Genomic DNA, 20,506 nt, shown 5'->3' on the forward strand with positions numbered 1-20,506 from the left:
CGGATCACGACAACCCGCGGACCACCGGCAGGTCCAGTTCGCGGATCTTCTTGCGCAGCGTGTTGCGGTTGAGGCCGAGCATGGCCGCCGCCTTGATCTGGTTGCCGCGCGTGGCCGCCAGGGCGAGGCGCAGCAGCGGCCGCTCCACCTCGGCCAGCACGCGCTCATAGAGGTCGCGCACCGGCAGCCCGTCCTTCTGCGCGGCGACGAAGGTGGAAAGGTGGCGCTCCACCGCCTGCTCCAGCGTCTCGGAGGCGCGGTTCTCCGCCTCGGCCATCGGCTCGGCCTCGGCCAGCTCGTTGGCGACGGCGTCGCCGCCGATCACCTCCTGCGGGTAGAGCGCGGCGAGGCGGCGCATCAGGTTTTCCAGCTCGCGCGCATTGCCCGGCCAGGGGTGCTGGCGCAGCCGCTCCACCGCGCTCTGGTCCAGCTGCTTGGCCGGCAGGCCGGAGGCCTTGGCGCGGTCGAGGAAGTGGCGGGCGAGCAGCGGGATATCCTCCGCCCGCTCGCGCAGCGGCGGCAGGCGGATGGGCACCACGTTCAGCCGGTAGAACAGGTCCTCGCGGAACATGCCGCCGCGGATGGCCTGGCGCAGGTCGCGATGGGTGGCGGCGACGATGCGCACATTGGCCTTGATCGGGTTGCGGCCGCCGACGGTGGTGAACTCCCCCTCCTGCAGCACGCGCAGCAGGCGGGTCTGCGCCTCGGGCGGCATGTCGCCGATCTCGTCGAGGAAGAGCGTGCCGCCGGCCGCCTGCTCGAAACGGCCGACGCCGCGCGCCAGCGCGCCGGTGAAGGCGCCCCGCTCATGGCCGAACAGCTCGCTCTCGATCAGCTCACGCGGGATGGCGGCCATGTTGATGGCGACGAAGGGGCCGGTGCGGCGGCGGCCGTAATCGTGCAGGGCGCGCGCCACCAGCTCCTTGCCCGTGCCGCTCTCGCCCGTGATCATCACGGTGAGGTCGGTGGTCGTCAGCCGCGCGACGGTGCGGTAGATCTCCTGCATGGCTGCGCTGCGGCCGACGAGCGGCAGGCGCTCGCCCTCGTGGTCATCCTCCTCCGGCACGGGAACGGCGGGGGCGGTCAGCGCGCGGGCGACGACGGCCAGCAGTTCCTTCAGGTCGAAGGGCTTGGGCAGATACTCGAAGGCGCCGCGCTGGGCCGCCTTCACCGCCGTCATGAAGGTACTCTGCGCCGACATCACGACGACGCGCAGCTCCGGCCGCACGCGCTTGATGCGCGGCACGAGGTCCAGCCCGTTCTCGTCCGGCATGACGACATCGGTGATGACAAGATCGCCCGCGCCCTCCTCCACCCAGCGCCAGAGCGTGGCGGCGGAGGAGGTGGCGCGCACCGTGTAGCCGGCGCGGCCCAGCGCCTGGGACAGCACGGTGCGGATGGCCCGATCGTCATCGGCCACGAGGATGGTGCGGGTATCGGTCATTCGGCTCGTGTCTTGCGCGGGGCGGTGAGGTCGGGGGGTGTCATCGGCAGGGAAAGGCGGAAGACGGTGCGGCCGGGGCGGGTATCGCACTCGATCAGCGCGCCCTGGTCGGCCACCAGCTTGGCCACCAGCGCGAGGCCAAGCCCCTGCCCGCCCCGCTTGGTGGTGACGAAAGGCTCCCACAGGGTGGAGGCGACCTCCTCCGGGATGCCCGGGCCATTGTCGCGCACGCTGACCTGCAGCGGCAGGTGCACCCGCTCCCGCGAGCCGGGAATGGCGATGCGCACCCCGTGGTGATAGGCGGTGGAGAGGTGGATCTCCCCGGTGATGGGGTCCACCGCCTCCGCCGCGTTCTTCACCAGGTTGAGCAGGATCTGCACCAGCAGGTCGCGGTTGCCATGGACCGGCGGCAGGGAGGGGTCGTAATCCTCCACGATGCGCAGATGGCTGGCGAAGCCACGGCTGGCGATGCGCCGGACATGGTCCAGCACCTCGTGGATATTGACCGGGGCGCGCTCCACCGGGCGTTCGGAGAACATCTCCATCCGCTCGACGAGGTTGCGGATGCGGTCGGCCTCGTCCTGGATCAGGGTGCAGAGCTCGCGGTCGGCCTCGCTGGCGGACTGCTCCAGCAGCTGCGCCGCGCCACGGATGCCGGAGAGCGGGTTCTTCACCTCATGCGCCAGCATCGCCGCCATGGCCGAGGCGCCACGCGCCGCGCCGCGGAAATTCAGCTGGCGGTCCAGCTTCTGCGCCTTGCTGCCATCCTGCAGCGTCAGCACCACGGCGCCCGGCATCTCCGGCAGCGGCGCGCCATGGGCGGCGACGCCGCTGCGGTGCAGGCGCGGGCTCTCCAGCGTCAGGTCATGGTCGGAGACCGGGGCATCCTGCGCCCGCACCTGATCGACCAGCGAAAACAGCCGGGTATCGGCCGGGATCAGGTCCACCAGCCCGAGCTGCGCCAGGGTGCTGGCGGAAAGCTGGAAGAACTGCTCGGCGGCGGGGTTGGCGAAGCGGAAGCGGTTCTCCCGGTCCAGCACCACCACGGGCACCGGCAGGGCGGCCAGCAGGGCAAGGCTGTCGGGCATGCGCGGCGCGGCCTCCGGGGCTCGGGGGGCGGCGACGGCGGCGCGGCGCGAAGCGAGAAAGCCGCTCATGCCGCCATGGCATCCGCGTCGTCATGGTCGCGGAAGGCGTCGCGCACCGCCTCCACGCCCTGCTCGATCAGGGGCGTGTAGAATTCGTGCAGCAGCGCCTCCGCCGCCTCGGGCGTCTCCGCCCGGTTGACCTGGACGCGGAACTCGGCCGAGCCGGGCAGGCCCTTGGAATACCAGGCGAGATGCTTGCGGGCCAGCCGCACGCCGGGATGGGCGCCGTGGTGCGCCAGCATGGCGCGGTAATGGCGCAGCAGGATGGCGTATTGCGTGGCGAGGTCCGGCTCCGGCAGTTCCTCGCCCGTGGTGAGATAGGCGGCGACGCGCGCCAGCAGCCAGGGGCGGCCATAGCAGCCACGCCCGATCATCACCCCATCGGCACCGGACTGGCGCAGCGCCTCGGCCGCGTGCTGCGGCGTCAGGATATCGCCATTGACGATGACGGGCAGGGAAACGGCCTGCTTCACCTGGGCCACGAAGGCCCAGTCCGCCGTGCCGGTATAGAACATCTGCCGCGTACGGCCATGCACGGTGACCAGCCGGATGCCGCTTTCCTCGGCGATCTTGGCGAGGCGCGGCGCGTTCAGGCTGTTGTGGTCCCAGCCCATGCGCATCTTCAGCGTCACCGGGTTGGGCACGGCCTTGACCACGGCCTCCAGGATGCGGGCGGCGCCGATCTCGTCGCGCATCAGCGCGCTGCCGGCCTGCTGGCCCAGCGCCACCTTCTTCACCGGGCAGCCGAAATTGATGTCCACGATGGCCGCGCCGTGGTCCACCGCCAGCTTCGCCGCCTCCGCCATCACCTGCGGGTCGCAGCCGGCCAGCTGCACGCTGGTCGGCCCGCCGAAGCCATCCACCTCCGCCATCTTCAGCGTCTGGCGGTTCTCCCGCACCATGGCCTGGCTGGCGATCATCTCGCTCACCACCATCGGCGCCTGAAGCTCCCGGCACAGGCGGCGGAAGGGCAGGTCGGTCACGCCCGACATCGGCGCCAGGATCACCGGCGCATCGATGCGGATCGGTCCAACCATGATCGGCCGCAGGCGCGGCACGGCATCAGCCGAGGGGGCGGCCGGGGGGATGCTGGGGGCGATGCTCATGATTTGGGCAATCTACGGAAAAATTTGTCATCCGTCCATGCGCATCCGCCCAGGAGCGCGGCAGAAGCTGCCCTGCACCCGGCGCGGGGCCGCCGCACCAGAGATTCACAGGCCAGGATTCACAGGCCAGGATTCACACCCTGGGATTTCAGCCCCCGGGCGGATAGGGTCCGCGCCATGCGTGTGATCGCCCTGTTGATGGCCGCCGGCCGCGGCACCCGCTTCGGCGCCGGCCGTCCGAAGCAATATCTCCCCCTGCTCGGCCGCCCCGTGCTGCGCCACGCGGCCGAGGCACTCCTGGCCGATGGCGCGGTAGAGGCGCTGCTGCCCGTCACACCCCCCGGCGAGGAAGCGGCGGTGGCCGCCCTGCTGGCGGGGCTGCCCCTCCTGCCCCCCGTGCCCGGCGGCGCCACCCGGCAGGAGAGCGTCCGCGCCGGGCTGGAAGCTCTGGCCGCCCGCCCGCCAGACCTCGTGCTGGTGCATGACGGCGCCCGCCCCATCCTGCCGCGCGGCACCATCCCCGCCCTGCTGGCCGCCCTGGCCGAAGCCCCCGGCGCCATCCCCGCCCAGCCGGTGAGCGACACGCTGAAGGCCGGGGAAGCGGGCCATATCCTGCGCACCGTGCCGCGCGCCGGCCTCTACCGGGCGCAGACGCCGCAGGCCTTCCGCTACCCCGTGCTGCTGGACGCGCACCGCCGGGCGCGCGAAGAAGCCACCGACGACGCCGCCCTGCTGGAGGCCCTCGGCCTTCCCGTGGCGCTGCTGCCCGGATCGGAGAGCAACCTGAAAGTGACCTACCCCGAGGATCTGGCCCGCGCCGAGGCCGCCCTTCTGCCGCGCTACCTGCCCGCCATGGGCACCGGCTTCGACGTGCACCGCCTGGTGGAGGGGCGGCCGCTCATCCTCTGCGGCGTCACCATCCCCCATCCGCTGGGGCTGGAGGGGCATTCGGATGCCGATGTCGGCCTGCACGCCCTGTGCGACGCCATCTATGGCGCCCTGGCGGAAGGGGATATCGGGCGCCACTTCCCGCCCAGCGACATGCAGTGGAAGGACGCGGACAGCACCGCCTTCCTGCGCCACGCCGCCGGCCGGGTGGCGGCGCGCGGCGGCATCCTGACCCATGCCGATGTGACGCTGATCTGCGAGAAGCCGAAAATCGCCCCCCACGCCGAGGCCATGCGGGCGCGCATCGCCGAACTGCTCGGCGTGCCGGTCGGGCGCGTCTCGGTGAAGGCCACCACCACGGAGAAGCTGGGCTTCACCGGGCGCGGCGAAGGCATCGCCGCCCAGGCAGCGGCCACGCTGCTGCTGCCGAACGGGGAAGTTTGAGGAAATAAAGCGTTCTTTTTGAAAAAAGAACCAAAAACTTTTTTCAGTTGGAGTCCCGCTTCTGGCCTGAGGCGGGACGCCAAACTGAAAAAAACCTCAGGAAGCGAAGGTCCGCGGCAGGAAGCCCACCAGCTCCTCGGCCCTGGTCACGATCGGCTCGGCGATCTCCGCCGCCTTGCGGGCGCCCTTGCGCAGCTCGGCATCCACCGCCGCCGGGTCGTCCAGCAGGCGCTGCATCTCAGACTGGATCGGGCCAAGATGCGCCACCAGCGCATCGGTCAGCACACCCTTGAAGGTGCCGAAGCCCTGGCCCTCATGCTGGCGCAGCACCTCGGCCGGGGAAGTGCCGGTGATGGCGGCCAGGATGCCCACCAGGTTGCGCGCCTCGGGCCGCGCCTCCAGGCCGGACATCTCGCCGGGCAGCGGCTCCGGGTCGGTCTTGGCGCGGCGGATCTTCAGGGCGATGGCATCGGCATCATCCGTCAGGTTGATGCGCGACTGGTCGGAAGGGTCCGACTTGCTCATCTTGCGGGTGCCATCGCGCAGCGACATGACGCGCGCCGCCACGCCCTGGATGATCGGCTCGATCACCGGGAAGAATTCCACCCCGTAATCGTGGTTGAACTTCTGGGCGATGTCGTTCGCCAGCTCAAGGTGCTGCTTCTGGTCCTCGCCCACCGGCACGCGCGTGGCGTGGTAGGCCAGGATGTCGGCCGCCATCAGGTTGGGATAGACATAGAGGCCGGCACCGGCATTCTCCCGGTCCTTGCCCGCCTTGTCCTTGAACTGCGTCATGCGGTTCAGCCAGCCGATGCGGGCGACGCAGTTGAAGATCCAGGCCAGCCGGGTATGCGCGTGGACATGGCTCTGGACGAAGAGGGTGCACTTGTCCGGCGTCACGCCGCAGGCGATCAGCGCCGCCGCCATCTCGCGCGTCTGGCGGGACAGCTCCTTTGGGTCGAAGGGCTGGGTGATCGCATGCAGGTCCACCACCGAGTAGATGCACTCATGGTCTTCCATCATGGGCACCCAGTTGCGGATGGCGCCCAGGTAGTTGCCCAGGGTGGGGATGCCGGAGGGCTGGATCCCGGAGAACACACGCTGCATCGAAGAAACCTTTCGGGCCTGGCGGCTGCGTGATCCCGCGCGGCGGGCGCCACGTCAAGCCATCGGCGCCGCGCGCCGGCCGGGCATGGCACCACCAGGGCATTTTCGTGTGAGCAGGCACCGCCCGGCGCAGACTTTCCGCCCGCTGCGGCGTTGCCGCGGGTGATGGCCGACCCGAGCGACACCCTCCTCTCCCCCCCGGCGCCCCCGCAGGACGGCGCCTCCCTGCTGCGGCCCGGGCGCAATGTCTGGCGCATCGCCCAGGCCCGCCGCGCCGCCGTGCTGGTGGATGGCGCCACCTATTACGGCGCCCTGCGCGAGGCGATGAAACGCGCCCGCGACACCATCCTGGTCGCCGGCTGGGACATCGACAGCCGCACCCCCCTGGTCGGCCCCGAGGGCGAGGCGAAGGACGGGCTGCCCGCCCAGCTCGGCCCCTTCCTGGCAGCGCTGGCGGCGCGGCGGCCCAATCTGCGGGTGAAGCTGCTGCTGTGGGACTATTCCATGCTCTACGCGCTGGAGCGGGAATTGCTGCCGGCGCTGCGCCTACAATGGAACACCCCGCCCCAGGTGGAGCTCTGCCTGGATGACGAGGTGGCCTTCGGCGCCTCCCACCACCAGAAGATCGCCATCGTGGATGATGCCCTGGCCTTTTCCGGCGGGCTGGATCTGACGATCCGCCGCTGGGACACGCCGGAGCACAGGCCGGAGAACCCCCACCGGGTGGACCCCGGCGATGTCAGCTACCCCCCCTTCCACGACATCCAGATGATGGTCGATGGCGAGGCCGCCACGGCCCTGGCCGCGCTGTTCCGCGACCGCTGGTCACGCGCCGCCTGCGAGGACCTGCCGCCCCCCGCCCCGCGCCCGGCCACGGCACCCGACCTCTGGCCGCGCCATGTCGCGCCGGATTTCCGGGATGCGCCCATCGGCATCGCCCGCACCCACGGCAGCTTCCAGGGCGAGCCGGAGGTGCGGGAGGTGGAACGCCTCTTCGAGGACATGATCGGCGGCGCCGAGCACAGCCTCTACATCGAGAACCAGTTCCTCACCCATCTGGGCCTGGCGCGGCGGCTGGCGGCGCGGCTGGCGGAGCGGCCGGGGCTGGAGGTGGTGATCCTCGGCCCCCGCACCCATCACACCTGGCTGGAGCACCGCACCATGCTGGCCGGGCGCATCCGCTTCATGGAAGTGCTGCGGCAGGCGGGCGTGGCGGAGCGGGTGCGGCTGCTCTGCCCGCAGGCCGGGCTGCGCCACCCCCAGGCGGCGGACATCATGGTGCATGCCAAGCTGATGATCGCCGATGACCGGCTGCTGCGCGTCGGCTCGGCCAATCTCTGCAACCGCTCCATGGGCACGGACAGCGAGTGCGATCTGGTGGTGGAGGCACGGGACACCGCCACGCGGCAGGCCATCGCCGCCGTGCAGGACCGGCTGCTGGCCGAGCATCTGGGGGCCAGCCCGGCCCAGGTGGCGGCGCTGCGCCAGGGGGGCGGGCTGTTCCGCGCCATCGACGGGCTGGCCGGCCGGGCCCGCCAGCTCCGCCCCATCGAGGATGGCCGGCTGGAGGAAGGCGAGGGCCTGCCGCAGATCGAGGCGGTGGCCGACCCGGCGCGCGCCCTCGGCACCACCACCCTGCTGGCCGACTTCACGGCGGAGGATGGCACGCCGCACGGCCTGCCGCTCTGGCTGCGGGTGCTGCTGGTGGTGGCGCCCGTCGCGCTGCTGGGGCTGGCCTGGCACTCCACGCCGCTCTCCGCCCTGCTGCATCCGGGGACTTTCAGCGCCTCCCTGCAGAATGCCAGCGGGCCGCTGGGGCCGCTTCTGGCGCTCGGCCTGTTCATGGTGCTGGGGCTGGTCGCCTTCCCGGTGAATGTGCTGATCCTGGCGACGGCGGCGGCCTTCGGCCTCTGGCCAGGGCTGCTTTACGCCGGGGCGGGGGCGCTGATCAGCGCCTTCCTGACCTATCTGCTCGGCCGCCGCGCCGGCACGGGGCTGCTGCGCAAGCTGGCCGGGCCGCGCATCAACCGCATCAGCCGCGCCATCTCGCGCAATGGCATCCTGGCGGTGACGATGGTGCGGCTGATGCCCGTGGCACCCTTTACCCTGGTCAATCTGGTCGCGGGCGCCATGCGCATCCCGCTGTTCGACTACATGGCGGGCACGGCGCTGGGGCTGGCGCCCGGGCTCGTGCTCATGACGGCGCTGGGGGACCGGCTGCTGCGCATCCTCACCGATCCCTCGGCCGGCGACATGCTGGGCTTCGCCCTGGTGCTGGTGGCCTGGGGCGGGCTGTCCTACGGGCTGCAGAGCCTGGTCTCCTGGTTCCGCCGCCGCGCCGCCCGCCATGCCGCCCGCCGGGAGGCGGAGCAGGGGGCAGAGGAGGGAGCGCAGGAGGAGGAAGGCGGGCTGCCCGCATGATCCTGCGGGCGATGACCTGGAACATCCATGCCGGGATCGGCGGCGATGGCCGCTATGACCTGGAGCGCGTGCTGCGGCTGATCCGCCGCCACGGGCCGGACATCCTGGCGGTGCAGGAGATCGACAGCCGCTCGCCGGGCCGCCTCCCCTGCCCCTTCGCGGCGCTGCGCGCGGAGTTCGGCGGGCATGCGCTGGTGGCGGAGACGCTGCGCGGCCACGGCGGTGCCTATGGCCATATGCTGCTCAGCCGCTGGCCGCTGCATGCGGCCGCGCGGCATGACCTCTCCGTGCCGGGGCGGGAACCGCGTGCCGCCCTCGCCGCCCGGCTGGAGACGCCGGCGGGCGGGCTGGGGCTGGTGGCGGCGCATCTCGGCCTGTGCTGGCGCGAGCGCGCGCGGCAGGCGCGGCGCCTGGCTACCCTGGCGCGGGCCATGCCCGGGCCGCTGGTGGTGCTGGGCGACTTCAACGACTGGAGCTGGCGCGGCCCGGTCTGGCGCGCCCTGGCGCCGCTGCTGCCGGGGCGCACGGCGCTGCGCAGCTTCCCCGCCCGCCGCCCGCTGCTGCGGCTGGATGAGATCTTCTGCCGGCCGGCCACCCTGCTGAGTGCGAGCTGGCGCGATCCCGCGGCCGCCCTGGCCTCGGACCACCTGCCGGTGCTGGCGGAGCTGGATCTGGCCCGGCTGGCGGAGAATAGTCCGCGGCACGGACGCGACAATTGAGAAGAGACTTCCCGAATTGCGCCTTCAATCTTAAAAAAGAAACAGGGAAAGAGATTGGCCCCACCCAGGGGCTGTGGCAGGATTCCTGCACCTCTGGTCCTGTATCGCAGAGGCGCGTTTGGAGGGCCTGGTGCCGCATCCGGAATTCATCGGGGCACGACCCCTCGAGGCATGGCCCCGCCGGGCGCCACAGCGTTCCATCCCTGGCGACCTCAGCCGCCGGCACGCCGCCGCCACGTGGCCCCTCTCCGGGCTCTTCCTGCCCTGGCGGCCCGGCCCCTGGGCGGGCGCCGGCCTCTGCCTGCTGCTGCTCTGCCAGCCCGCCGCGGCGCAGGCGCCGGCCGATTCGCCAGCCCCCCCGCGCGCCGAGGGAGGCAGCGCCGTCACCCTGCTGCTCGACCAGGCGAGCTACTGGCAGGCGCAGAACCGGCCGGACGCGGCGCTGCAATCGCTGGAACGCCTGCTGCGGCTGCAGCCCAACGACACCCGTGCCCTGGCCATGGCGGCGCAGGTGGCGGCCTCGGCGGGCGATGCCGAGCAGGCGCAAGCCTACCTGAACCGCCTCGCCGCCGTCGCCCCCGGCAGCCAGGAACTGGCCCGCGCGCGCAGCGCCATGCGGGCCACCGCCGTGGATCAGGCGGGCCTCGCCGAGGCGCGGCAGCTGGCGCAGTCCGGCCGCGGGCGGGAGGCACTGCTGCGCTACCGCGCCGCCTTCGGCACCAACGAGGTGCCGGATGCCTTCGCCGTCGAATACTACCTGACCCAGGCCGGCCTCTCCGCCGATGATTTCCGCGAGGCGCGGCGCGGCCTGGAGGCGGCGGCGCAGCGCCAGCCGGACAACCAGCGCATGAAGCTGGCCGTGGCCCAGCTTCTCACCTTCCGCGAGACCACCCGGCCCCAGGGCATCGAGCAGCTCCGCGCCCTGGCCACCCAGCCGGAGACGGCCAGCGCCGCCCGCGCCGCGTGGCGGCAGGCGCTGCTCTGGCTTGGCCCGGGCGGCGAGGCGCTGGCGGCGCTCGAGCAGTATCGCAGCCAGTTCCCCGGCGACCAGGAAATCGACGCCCGCTATGAGGAGGTCCGCCACTATGGCCAGGACCCCAATTACGAGACGCGGCAGGCGGCCTATGACGCGCTGTCCTCCCAGCGGCTCTCGGCGGCGGAAAGCGGCTTCACCACCGCGCTCGATGCCAACCCCAATGATGTCGACTCGCTGATGGGCCTCGCCATTCTGCGCCGCCGGCAGAACCGGGACGCGGAATGGCGCGCCCTGCTGGCCCGCGCGGTGGCCCTGGCGCCGGAACGGGAGGCGGAGTTCAACCGCACCCTGGGCCTTGGCCAGGGCGGGCGGCCGGTGGCTGCGAACCTGCCGCAGACCCCGGCGCTGATGGCGCGGCAGGCCTTCCAGCGCCGCGCTTATGACGAGGCCGAGCGGCAGGCCCAGCGCGCCATCGCCAGCCACTCCGCCAATGAGCAGCTGGAAGGCACGCTGGTGCTGGCGCAGCTGGCCCTGCAGCGCGGCGAATGGGCGGTGGCCGAGGCCAGCTTCCGCGACGCGCTGAACCGCCGCCCCTCCTCGCGCGAGGCACAGGCGGGGCTCTACACCACGCTGGAGCGCCAGGGCCGCTGGCCGGAGGCCGATGCCATGGCCCAGGCCACCGGCTTCGTGCCGCCGCGCGGCTTCGCCGCCGGCCGCGCCGCCGGGCTGCGCCAGGCCGCCGAGCGCGAGAGCGACCCGGACCGCGCCGTGGCCCTGCTGCAACAGGGCCTCGCGGTGGACCCCGGCAATGTCTGGGTGGCGCATGACCTGGTGCGCCGCCTGCGCGCCCAGGGCCGCCCCGCCGAAGCGGCGGAAGCCGAGCGCAATCTGGCCGCCCTGGGCACGCCGGATGCGCTCTATGCCGCCGCCCTGCTCGCCGCCTCCGAGGAGCGTGAGCGCGATGTGGTGGAGCGGCTGGGCCGCGTCCCCGCCAATGCCCGCACGGCCGAGATGAAAACCATGCTGGAGGGCGCGCGCATCCGGCTGGAGGTGGCGCAGTGGGAGGCGCAGCTGGCCAACCCGGCCAGCCGTCCGGCGGCGCAGCAGGCGCTGCTGGCCATTGCCGCCCGGCGCGACCCCAGCGGGCAGAGCGGCGCCGCAGTGATCCGCGCCTTCGGACGGGCCAGGATGCCGGAGGCCGCCCGCGCCGCGCTGCGTCTGGCCGCCAGCGGGCCGACACTCGGCATCGATGCCCGCCTGCAGATGGGCGGCGCGCTGCTGGAAGCGAAGCTGCGTGACGAGGCCGCCGCCCTGCTCGCCGCCCTCGACACCGCATCGCTGAGCGGGCCGCAGCGCGGGCAGTTGCAGGGCATGCGCAACGGGCTGGTGGTCAGCGCCGCCGATGACTACGCCGCCAAGGGCGATATCGCCTCCGCCTCCGCCCTGCTCGGCCCGGCCCTGCAGAACGACCCGGAGAACCCGGCCCTGCTGCTCTCCCTGGCGCGGCTCAACCTGAAGGCCGGATATCCCGCCGAGAGCCAGCGCATCGCCGAGGCCGTGCTGCAGGCGAAGCCGGACAGCCTGGAAGCCCTGATGACCGCCGGCGAGGCCGCCCTGGCACAGCGGCAATGGTCGCGCGCGGACCAGCTGGTCAGCGCCGGGCTGCGGCAATATCCCTCCAGCATCCCGCTCTACATGATGGAGGCCCGGCTGGCCCGGGCGCAGAATGACAGCCGCCGCGCCGAACGGGCCCTGACCACGGCGCAGCGTCTGCGCATGGCGCAGTTGCAGACCAGCGCCCTGCCCTGAGGCCCGCCGCCATGCTCCTCTCGCCTCCCATGCCCTCGCGGCGTCCCTGCTCCTTCAGCACAGGCCTTCCATGATGCGCGCTTCCTCTCTCTGGCTCGGGCTCTGCATGGCCGGCTTCGCCGCCCTCTCCCTGCCGGGCGGCCCGGCCCAGGCCCAGCCCATGCTGTATGAGCAGCGCCTGCCGGAGGGCTTCGCCTTCGTCCGCTTCGCCAATACCCTGCCCGGCGCGGTGACGGTGAAGCCCGATTTCGGCGACCCGCTGGCCCTGAAGGCCGAAGGCGCCGGCCGCGTCACCGACTATATGGTGGCCGAGGATGTGGCGAAGCGCCCGGTGAAGATCAGCCTCACCGATGCCCGGGGCAGCGCGGAGGTCACCGTCACCATCCCCGGCGGCGGCTACAACACGGTGCTGCTGCAGCGCCAGGGCGAGGCCCTGCGCGCCGTGGTGATCAACGACAAGACCGAGTTCAACCAGGTGCGCGCGCGCCTCGCCTTCTACAACGCGGTGCCGGACTGCGCCGGCGGTGCGCTGGCGCTCGACCCCTCCGGGCAGTCGGTGTTCAGCCAGGTGGCGCCGGGCGCCGCCACGGCGCGCAGCACCAACCCGGCCAGCGCCCGGGTGGTGGCCAGCTGTGGCGGCCGCAAGGCGGCGGCGCTCGACCTCGGCAGGCTGGAGGCGGGCGGCCAGTACAGCGTCTGGCTGATGGCGCCCGATGGCAACCTGACCAGCTTCATGGTGCGCGACCGGATCGCGCCGCGATGAGCGCCCGCCGCCCCGGCCTCATGGCCCTCCTGTCGCTCGGGGTGGCCCTGCTGGCCGGGGGCGGCGCCGCCTGGGCGCAGCCCGCCTGCCCCACCCTGCCCGCGCGCAGCCCCATGCCGCGCGAGGCCACGCCGGACTATCTCGCCGAGCCGAGCTGGCGCGGCCGCGTGGCGGAACTGGACCGGCAGATCGCGGCCACCGACATGGCACGGGTGCAGACGGTCTTCCTGGGCGATTCGCTGGTGCAGGGCTGGTTCCCGGCGATCTTCCAGCAATTCTACGCGCATCGCGCGGCGGCCAATCTCGGCGTGGGCGGGGATTTCACCCAGGGGCTGCTGGCCCGCCTGGCCCAGGGGCATTGGCCGGCCAGCCTGAGGCCGCGCCTCGCCGTGATCCTGATCGGCACCAACAACCTGCAATATGGCGGGGCGCCGGCGGATGTGGCGCTGGGCATCGCCGAGGCGGTGCGCTTCATCCGCGCCCGCTCGCCGCAGACACGCATCCTGCTGGTGGGGCTGCTGCCGCGTGGCGATACGGCGGCCGAACCGCTGCGCCGCGGCATCGAGCAGGTGAATGCCCTGATCGCCCGCTGCGCCGACCAGAGCCATGTTTTTTTCAGTGATGCGGGGACGCTGCTGGTCGATGGCCAGGGGCGGCTCTCGCGCGATATCGCCTTCGATTCGCTGCACCTGACAATGGTGGGCTATGCCCTGCTCTCGGCCGGGCTGGAGGCACAGATCCGCCAGATTCTTGCCCTGCCTTGAGGGGGCTTTGCCCCCTCAAACTCCCCCAGCAGGGGACAGGGTCCCCTGCACCCACCATCAGGGGGGACTTACAAATGGGTTTCCAAAGGCCTCAGGCCTTTGGTGGCTGCGCGGCACTGCCGCGCAGGTTTGAGAGGGGCGAAGCCCCTCTCAAGAGCAGTTCGCATCAAGATGAAAAAGCCCCCGCCCGGCAGGGCCGGGCGGGGGCGAATCTGGCGCACCCTGAGGGACTTGAACCCCCAACCAACCGGGTAGAAGCCGGTTGCTCTATCCAGTTGAGCTAAGGGTGCGGGCTGGCTCCCTCAGTGGGTCCAGTTCTCGGCGCGGCCGTAGCGGAAATTGTCCGAATAGGATTTGGGCTTCAGCGCCGCGCCGGGGCGCGCTTCCTCGACCTCGTAGGGAATGCCGTGGGCCTTGGCATAGGCCTCGGCCGCCTCGCGGCTGGCGAAGCTGAGGCGGAGCTGCGCACGGGTGTCGCCAGAGCCGGTCCAGCCGGTCAGCGGATCCTGCCGGCGCGCCTCGGCGGGGGCGTAGACGAGCGTCCAGCTCCCCGTCTTGGCCTTGCCGGACTGCATGGCCGAGCGCGGCGGGCAGTGGATGCGGGCGAGGGCGAGGCTCATGCGCGTGCTTCCGGACTGTCGAGTTGGCGGGGAGTGGCCCGCCGGGAAAAGGTATCGGGGCGAGAGGATTCGAACCTCCGGCCCTCTGCTCCCAAAGCAGATGCGCTACCAGGCTGCGCTACGCCCCGATCGTGCGGCAAACTATGGGCAGAGACGGCTTCCGGCAAGCGCCTTCAGCCAATCCGGGTGACCCCGCCCATCCACGGCGCCAGCACCGGCGGCACCAGGATGCTCCCATCTTCCTGCTGATGCGTTTCCATCACCGCGATCAGCGCCCGGCCGACGGCCACGCCCGAGCCGTTCAGCGTGTGCACGAAGGCCGGCCCCTTGCCCTCGGCGGGACGGTAGCGGGCATTCATGCGGCGCGCCTGGAAGTCGCGGCAGTTGGAGCAGGAGGAAATCTCGCGCCAGGCCTGCTGCCCCGGCAGCCACACCTCAAGGTCATAGGTGCGGGTGGCGGAGAAGCCGGTATCCCCGGCGCAGAGGATGATGCGGCGCCAGACCAGGCCGAGTTCCGTCAGCACCCGCTCGGCGCACTGCGTCATGCGCTCATGCTCGGCGGCCGAATCCTCGGGGCGGGTGATGGCGACCATCTCCACCTTGCTGAACTGGTGCTGGCGCAGCATGCCGCGCGTGTCGCGCCCGGCGCTGCCCGCTTCCGAGCGGAAGCAGGGCGAGAGCGCGGTGAAGCGCAGCGGCAGCGCCGATTCGGCCAGGATCTCCCCGGCGGCGAGGTTGGTCAGCGGCACCTCGGCCGTCGGGATCAGCCAGCGGCCATCCTCGGTGCGGAAGAGGTCTTCGCGGAACTTCGGCAGCTGGCCGGTGCCGTACACGGTGGCATCGTTCACCAGCAGCGGCACGGAGGTCTCGCTATAGCCGTGCTCATCGGCATGCAGCGCGATCATGTACTGCCCGAGGGCGCGCTCCAGCCGGGCCAGGGCGCCCTTCAGCACGGTGAAGCGGGCACCGGCCAGCTTCGCCGCGCCGGCGAAATCCATCAGCCCCAGCGCCTCGCCCAGTTCGAAATGCTGCCTCGCCGGGAAGGGCAGTTCGGGCGGCGTGCCGTGCTGGTGCAGGACGACATTGTCCGCCTCGTCGCGGCCCTCCGGCACCTCGGCATCCAGCAGGTTGGGCAGGGCCTCCAGCAGCGTGGTCTGCGCCGCGTCGGCAGCCTTGGCCTCGGCATCCAGCGCCTCCATGCGGGCGCGGAGCGCGGCGCCCTCGGCCTCCAGCGCGGCGGTGTCGCCGCCCTGGCGCTTGGCCTGGCCGATCTCCTTGGAGAGCTGGTTGCGCCGCGCCTGGGCCTCCTGCGCCGCCGTCTGGGCGGCGCGGCGGGCGGCATCCTGCGCCAGGATGGCCTCGGCGGCGGGGGCCAGGCCACGGCGGGCCAGGGCGGCATCGAAGGCGGCGGCGTCGGCGCGGACGAGGCGGATATCGTGCATGGCGGGGCTCAGTTCTTGTCGTCGTCGCGCTTCGGCGCGACCCAGCCGGCGGCGATGATGGAAAGCTCGTAGAGGGCGATCAGCGGCACGGCGAGGCCGACCTGGCTGATGATGTCCGGCGGCGTCAGGATGGCGGCGGCGACGAACATGCCGACAATGGCATAGCGCCGCCCCTTCTTCAGCCCTTCCACCGAGACGATGCCGACCTTGGCCAGCAGCGTCAGCCCGACGGGGAGCTGGAAGGCGGCGCCGAAGGCCAGGATCATGTGCATGACGAGGCTGAGATACTCGCTCACCTTCGCCTCAAGCTGCACCGGCAGGGAGCCCCCGCCCGGCGGCGTCTCGAAGGAGATGAAGAATTTCCACGCCATCGGGAAGATGAAGTAATAGGCCAGCGCCGCGCCGAGCACGAAGAGCACGGGGGAAGCGACGAGGAAGGGCATCAGCGCCCGCTTCTCGCTGCGGTAGAGGCCGGGGGCGATGAACAGCCAGAGCTGCGTCGCCCACATCGGGAAGCTGAGGAAGACCGCGCCGAACAGCGCCACCTTCAGGTAGGTGAAGAAGGCCTCGTACAGCGCGGTGAAGATCATCCGCCGCTCGCCGCCGCTCTGGTGCTGGAGGATGTCCGCCAGCGGCTGCGCCAGGAAGCCGTAGATCTGCGACGAGAAATAGTAGCAGAGCGCGAAGCAGAGGAGAAAAGCACCCAGCGACCACAGCAGCCGCGTGCGCAGTTCGAGCAAATGCTCGATCAGCGGCATCGGCTTGTCGTCGATGATGTCGTCCTGGTCAGTGGCCACGGGCTCGCTCAGACAATCGGGGTTGCGGGCGGGGTTGCAGGCAGGGGCGCGGACGGGGTGGCAGCCGGGGCCGCGGTCGCGGGCGGTTCTGCGGACTTGGCCGGCTCAGCCTTGCCCGTCTCGGCGACACCGGGCGGCACGAAGGCCGGGGGCGGCGGGGGCAGCGGCTCGGCCACGGGCGCCGGGGGAGGAGCCGGCGGCGCCAGGGCCACGGCCAGATCCGGCGGAACGAAGGCGGGAGCCACGGGGGGCGCCAAGGGGGGTGCCCCGGCGGCGGCCACGGGCGATGCCACCGGCTCGGCCGCCGGGTTCACCGCGGAGGTGGCGGAGCTGGCCGCCGTGTCCTCGGGCTTCCAGGCGTCGCGCAGCGGATCGTCGTTGAAGGTGCGGCGAATCTCGCCGTCCTTGTCCAGGTGGCGCTCGATCGTGCCCTTCACGTCGAAATTGCGGATGTCGCGAATCTGGTCGCGCACATCCTCCAGCTTGGCCTCGCGCACCAGCTCATCGGCCTGGGTCTGGAACTCGGAGGCCATGCGGCGCAGCTTCTGCACGCCCTTCGCCACGTTGCGGATGGCATCCGGCAGGTCCTTGGGGCCAATGACGACGACAGCCACCACGGCGATCAGGGCAATCTCGGACCAGGCCAAATCAAACATGTGCTTCCCATCTCCCCGAGGCAGGGGCCGCTTCCGTTAGCAGGAACCGGCGGCAACGCCAATCTGGCCCCGCACGGTTCCGCCCTCCCCTCTGTGATCTAGGTGCTTCCGCCGGGAAACACGAAGGCCCGTTCCGGGTCGATGGCCAAGCCTACCGCGTCCCCCCGCATCAGGCGAGGCCCCGGCGGCAGGCGGGCATGGAGGTACAGCGGCGCCTCCCCCGCCCCTTCCACCGCGAGGTGGAGGAGGCTGCTGGCGCCGAGCAGGCGGCAGGCCTCGACGCGCGCGGGGATGCCCTCCCCCGGCGGCAGCAGGCGCAGCCCCTCCGGGCGCAGCAGCAGCTCCGCCGGGCCATCCGGCAGGGCGGCGGGCAGGCCGCCCAGCGCGCTCTGCGCCACGCCGTCCCGCACCAGGGCGGGCAGGCTGTTCACCTCGCCCAGGAAGGTGGCGACGAAGCGGCTGGCGGGGCGGAGATAGAGCGCCTCCGGCGTGTCCAGCTGCTCCACCCGGCCGCCGCGCATCAGGGCGATGCGGTCGGCCAGGAACATCGCCTCCTCCGCGTCATGGGTGACGATCAGGGTGGCGATGCCGGCCGATTGCAGGACATGCAGCGTGTCGTCGCGCACCCGCTCGCGCAGCCGGGCATCGAGGCTGGCGAAGGCCTCGTCCAGCAGCAGCACGGCCGGGCGCGGCGCCAGGGCGCGGGCCAGGGCCACGCGCTGCTGCTGCCCGCCCGAGAGCATGTGCGGATAGGAATCCTCGTAGCCGGCGAGGCCGACGCGGCCGAGCGCCTCGGCCACCCGCGCCGCGCGCTCCGCCCGGCTGCCGCCGCCCAGGGTGAGGCCGAGGCCGAAGGCGACATTGCCGGCCACCGTCAGATGCGGGAAGAGCGCGTAGTCCTGGAAGACGAAGCCGGCATGGCGGCCTTCCGGCGGCACCTCCCGCCCCGGCTCGGCCACCACCTGCCCGGCGATGAGGATGCGCCCGGCCTGCAGCGCCTCAAGCCCCGCGACGAGGCGCAGCAGCGTCGTCTTGCCATCACCCGAGGGGCCAAGGATGCAGAGGATCTCCCCAGGCGCCACGGAGAGGTCCACCCCCCGCAGCACGGCCCGGCTGCCATAGCTGTGCCGGACCCCCTGGATCTCCAGGCTCATGCGGCGGAGCCGAGGGCGGGGCCAAGCACGGGGGCAGCCTCCCCGGCCAGCAATTCCTCGCGGCGCGGCAGGTCGGACAGTTCACGCAGGCCGAACTGCTCCAGGAAGCGGGGCGTGGTGACCCAGAGGGTCGGGCGGCCCGGCACCTCCTTGCGCCCGCGCGGGGCGACCAGACCATGCTCCAGCAGCAGTTCGAGCGTCGCCTGGGACAGGCTGGTGCCGCGGATCTCCTCGATCTCCGGCCGGGTGACGGGCTGGTGGTAGGCGATGATGGCCAGCGCCTCCATCGCCGCGCGCGGCAGGCGGCGCGGCGTCTCCACCACCCGCGTCAGCAGGGGCGCGAGATCGGCGGCGGTGCGGAAGGCATAGCCGCCGGCCACCTCCGTCAGCTCCACGCCGCGCCCGGCATAGCGGGAGGCCAGCAGGGTCAGCACCGCCTCGGCGCGCAGCCCCTCGGGCAGCAGGGCCTGCAGGCGCTCGCGCGGCACCGGGCGGTCGGCGGCGAAGATCAGCGCCTCGGCCAGGCGCAGCGCGTGCTCCAGCGGGGCGATGCCGGCGGGGTCCTCGCGGTGCCCGGCGGCGAAGAGGGGCATGGCGGCCTCAGGCGGCGACATCATGGGCAAACTCCTGCGGCTCTTCCGGGGGTGGCGGCGCGGCCTGCTCGCCCGCGGCCTGCGCACCCGGTGTCTGCTCGCCCGGCGGGGCGGCGCGGCGCAGCAGGATAGGGCCGAAGGCGGCCTCCTGCCGCAATTCGATTCCGCCGCCGCGCGCCATCTCCAGACCGGCGAGCAGCGTGGCGGCGAGGGCGGCGCGGCGCTCCACCGGGTCACGCAGCGTATCGGGCAGGAAGCGGCTCAGCTCCCCCCATTCCGGCAGGACGCCCACCAGGGATTGCAGGCGGTCCAGCGCCTCCTGCACCGTCCAGAGGCGGCGGGGCTTCGGCTGGTAGGGGCGGCGGGCGGCGGAGCGGCGCAGCGCCACCACATAGGCCCGCAGCAGCCCCGGCAGGTCGGCGTTCAGCGCGCCCTCCTCCTGGCGGACGAGCCGTTCCGGCGCGCCCCGCGCCAGCACCTGCTGCCCGAGCTGCGGGCGGCTGCCGAGCCAGCGGGCGGCCTCGCGCATGCGCTCCAGCTCGGCCAGGCGCTCCGCGAGCTGGCCGGCCAGCTCGCCGGCATCCTGCTCCTCCTGCGGGTCCTCGGGCAGCAGCAGGCGGGATTTCAGCCAGGCCAGCCAGGCGGCCATCACCAGCCAGTCCGCCGCCAGTTCCAGGCGCAGGCTGCGGGCGCCCTCGATCACCGCCAGATACTGGTCGACCAGCGCCAGGATGGAGATGCGGGCGATATCCACCTTCTGCGCCCGCGCCAGCTCCAGCAGCAGGTCGAGCGGGCCCTCATAGCCCTCCAGGCTGACATGCAGCGTGTGCGGCGCGGCGGTCATGCGCCATGCCCCGACAGCCAGAGGATGAGGCGGAAGCCCGGCCCCAGCGCCAGCCCGGCCAGCGCGCCCACCACATCGAGCGATTCGGAAATGCGCGGCAGCACCAGGATCATCAGCATCACGATGGCAAGGCCCGCCGGCTCCACCCGGGCCAGCAGCAGGGCGAGCCGGGCCGGCAGCAGCCCGACCAGGATGCGCCCGCCATCCAGCGGCGGCACCGGCAGCAGGTTGAACAGCCCCAGCACCAGATTGGCCAGGATGGAGAGGATGACGAAGCGCAGCGCCCAGGCCAGGACATCCGGCGGCAGCAGCCCGCCCCATTCATCCAGCGGATGCGCCAGCATGGCGGCGCACCAGGCGAGGAAGAAATTCATCGCCGGCCCCGCCGCCGCCACCAGCACCATGCCCAGGCGCGGGTTGCGCAGGCGGCGGAGATCGACGGGCACCGGCTTGGCCCAGCCGAACATCGCCTCGACCCGGCCGATGGTCAGCAATTGCACGGCCAGCAGCAGGCCGGGCAGCAGCAGCGTGCCCACCTTGTCCACATGCCGCAGCGGGTTGAGGCTGAGCCGCCCCGCGCGCTGCGCCGTATCGTCGCCCAGGGCCAGCGCGGCATAGCCATGCGCGGCCTCGTGCAGGGTGATGGCGAGGACCGTGGCGAGGATCGCGGCGGCCAGCTCGGGCAGCCAGCCGGTCACGCCGCCTCGCGCAGCAGGGCGTCACGCCGGGCGAGCAGCGCGGCGGGGTCCAGTTCCTGGCGGGCGGCGGCCGTGGCGGCGCGGGCGGCGGCGGCGGGGGGGCGGGGCCGCCC

18 protein-coding genes and 2 tRNA genes are annotated in these 20,506 nt (G+C 72.3%); 6 read left to right on the top strand and 14 right to left on the bottom strand.

Annotation, left to right across the window (positions count from 1 at the left end):
- Positions 1–4: 4 nt before the first annotated feature.
- The 3 genes from ntrC to dusB are packed head-to-tail and all read right to left on the bottom strand — an operon-like array spanning position 5 to position 3,698.
- Positions 5–1,444, bottom strand: a complete 1,440-nt coding sequence (ntrC, locus tag NON00_RS04335; protein WP_256017859.1) for a nitrogen regulation protein NR(I) — start codon at positions 1,442–1,444, stop codon at positions 5–7.
- Entirely contained in the window at positions 1,441–2,601 is a 1,161-nt protein-coding gene (locus NON00_RS04340) for a nitrogen regulation protein NR(II) (protein WP_256017860.1), read from the bottom strand. Before NON00_RS04340 ends, ntrC begins: the two co-directional genes overlap by 4 nt.
- On the bottom strand, positions 2,598–3,698 hold the full coding sequence (dusB, locus tag NON00_RS04345) for a tRNA dihydrouridine synthase DusB (protein ID WP_256017861.1): 1,101 nt from the start codon (positions 3,696–3,698) through the stop codon (positions 2,598–2,600). The genes NON00_RS04340 and dusB overlap by 4 nt, the downstream gene beginning before the upstream one ends.
- A 177-nt stretch (positions 3,699–3,875) precedes the next feature.
- Here dusB and NON00_RS04350 point away from each other — a divergent pair, with 177 nt between their 5' ends.
- Entirely contained in the window at positions 3,876–5,030 is a 1,155-nt protein-coding gene (locus NON00_RS04350; RefSeq protein ID WP_256017862.1) for a bifunctional 2-C-methyl-D-erythritol 4-phosphate cytidylyltransferase/2-C-methyl-D-erythritol 2,4-cyclodiphosphate synthase, read from the top strand.
- 96 nt (positions 5,031–5,126) lie between these two features.
- Here NON00_RS04350 and trpS read toward each other — a convergent pair whose 3' ends face one another.
- Positions 5,127–6,137, bottom strand: a complete 1,011-nt coding sequence (gene trpS, locus NON00_RS04355; protein WP_256017863.1) for a tryptophan--tRNA ligase — start codon at positions 6,135–6,137, stop codon at positions 5,127–5,129.
- 165 nt (positions 6,138–6,302) lie between these two features.
- Here trpS and NON00_RS04360 point away from each other — a divergent pair, with 165 nt between their 5' ends.
- The 5 genes from NON00_RS04360 to NON00_RS04380 all read left to right on the top strand — a co-directional run bounded on the left by NON00_RS04360 (position 6,303) and on the right by NON00_RS04380 (position 13,589).
- A complete protein-coding gene (locus tag NON00_RS04360; RefSeq protein WP_256017864.1) occupies positions 6,303–8,558 on the top strand; it encodes a VTT domain-containing protein in 2,256 nt (751 codons plus the stop codon).
- Entirely contained in the window at positions 8,555–9,277 is a 723-nt protein-coding gene (locus NON00_RS04365; protein WP_256017865.1) for an endonuclease/exonuclease/phosphatase family protein, read from the top strand. Before NON00_RS04360 ends, NON00_RS04365 begins: the two co-directional genes overlap by 4 nt.
- Positions 9,278–9,407: 130 nt before the next feature.
- Entirely contained in the window at positions 9,408–12,062 is a 2,655-nt protein-coding gene (locus tag NON00_RS04370) for a tetratricopeptide repeat protein (protein WP_256017866.1), read from the top strand.
- A 70-nt stretch (positions 12,063–12,132) separates the two neighbouring features.
- Complete coding sequence (locus NON00_RS04375; RefSeq protein WP_256017867.1) at positions 12,133–12,825, top strand: ABC transporter permease; 693 nt, start codon at positions 12,133–12,135, stop codon at positions 12,823–12,825.
- Positions 12,822–13,589: a GDSL-type esterase/lipase family protein gene (locus NON00_RS04380; protein WP_256017868.1), complete on the top strand. Its 768-nt coding sequence runs from the start codon at positions 12,822–12,824 to the stop codon at positions 13,587–13,589. The genes NON00_RS04375 and NON00_RS04380 overlap by 4 nt, the downstream gene beginning before the upstream one ends.
- Before the next feature lie 213 nt (positions 13,590–13,802).
- Here the strand turns inward: NON00_RS04380 and NON00_RS04385 are convergent.
- The 10 genes from NON00_RS04385 to NON00_RS04430 all read right to left on the bottom strand — a co-directional run bounded on the left by NON00_RS04385 (position 13,803) and on the right by NON00_RS04430 (position 20,393).
- Positions 13,803–13,879 (bottom strand) — tRNA-Arg (locus tag NON00_RS04385).
- A 12-nt stretch (positions 13,880–13,891) separates the two neighbouring features.
- Positions 13,892–14,209: an ETC complex I subunit gene (locus NON00_RS04390; RefSeq protein WP_256017869.1), complete on the bottom strand. Its 318-nt coding sequence runs from the start codon at positions 14,207–14,209 to the stop codon at positions 13,892–13,894.
- 54 nt (positions 14,210–14,263) lie between these two features.
- Positions 14,264–14,337 (bottom strand) — tRNA-Pro (locus NON00_RS04395).
- Positions 14,338–14,382: 45 nt separating this feature from the next.
- Entirely contained in the window at positions 14,383–15,651 is a 1,269-nt protein-coding gene (gene serS / locus NON00_RS04400; RefSeq protein ID WP_256017870.1) for a serine--tRNA ligase, read from the bottom strand.
- Between the two features lie 8 nt (positions 15,652–15,659).
- Complete coding sequence (gene tatC / locus NON00_RS04405) at positions 15,660–16,448, bottom strand: twin-arginine translocase subunit TatC (protein ID WP_256017871.1); 789 nt, start codon at positions 16,446–16,448, stop codon at positions 15,660–15,662.
- Between the two features lie 8 nt (positions 16,449–16,456).
- On the bottom strand, positions 16,457–17,104 hold the full coding sequence (gene tatB, locus NON00_RS24715; protein ID WP_305123200.1) for a Sec-independent protein translocase protein TatB: 648 nt from the start codon (positions 17,102–17,104) through the stop codon (positions 16,457–16,459).
- Positions 17,105–17,202: 98 nt separating this feature from the next.
- Positions 17,203–18,258, bottom strand: a complete 1,056-nt coding sequence (locus NON00_RS04415; RefSeq protein ID WP_256017872.1) for an ABC transporter ATP-binding protein — start codon at positions 18,256–18,258, stop codon at positions 17,203–17,205.
- On the bottom strand, positions 18,255–18,875 hold the full coding sequence (gene scpB, locus NON00_RS04420; RefSeq protein WP_370688664.1) for an SMC-Scp complex subunit ScpB: 621 nt from the start codon (positions 18,873–18,875) through the stop codon (positions 18,255–18,257). The genes NON00_RS04415 and scpB overlap by 4 nt, the downstream gene beginning before the upstream one ends.
- Entirely contained in the window at positions 18,859–19,695 is an 837-nt protein-coding gene (locus NON00_RS04425) for a ScpA family protein (protein ID WP_256017873.1), read from the bottom strand. The genes scpB and NON00_RS04425 overlap by 17 nt, the downstream gene beginning before the upstream one ends.
- Positions 19,692–20,393 (bottom strand): site-2 protease family protein, encoded by a 702-nt coding sequence (locus NON00_RS04430; protein ID WP_256017874.1) that lies wholly within the window; start codon positions 20,391–20,393, stop codon positions 19,692–19,694. Before NON00_RS04430 ends, NON00_RS04425 begins: the two co-directional genes overlap by 4 nt.
- Positions 20,394–20,506 lie beyond the last annotated feature (113 nt).

The organism is Roseomonas sp. GC11, from assembly GCF_024437745.1.
Taxonomy (GTDB): Bacteria; Pseudomonadota; Alphaproteobacteria; order Acetobacterales; family Acetobacteraceae; genus Pseudoroseomonas.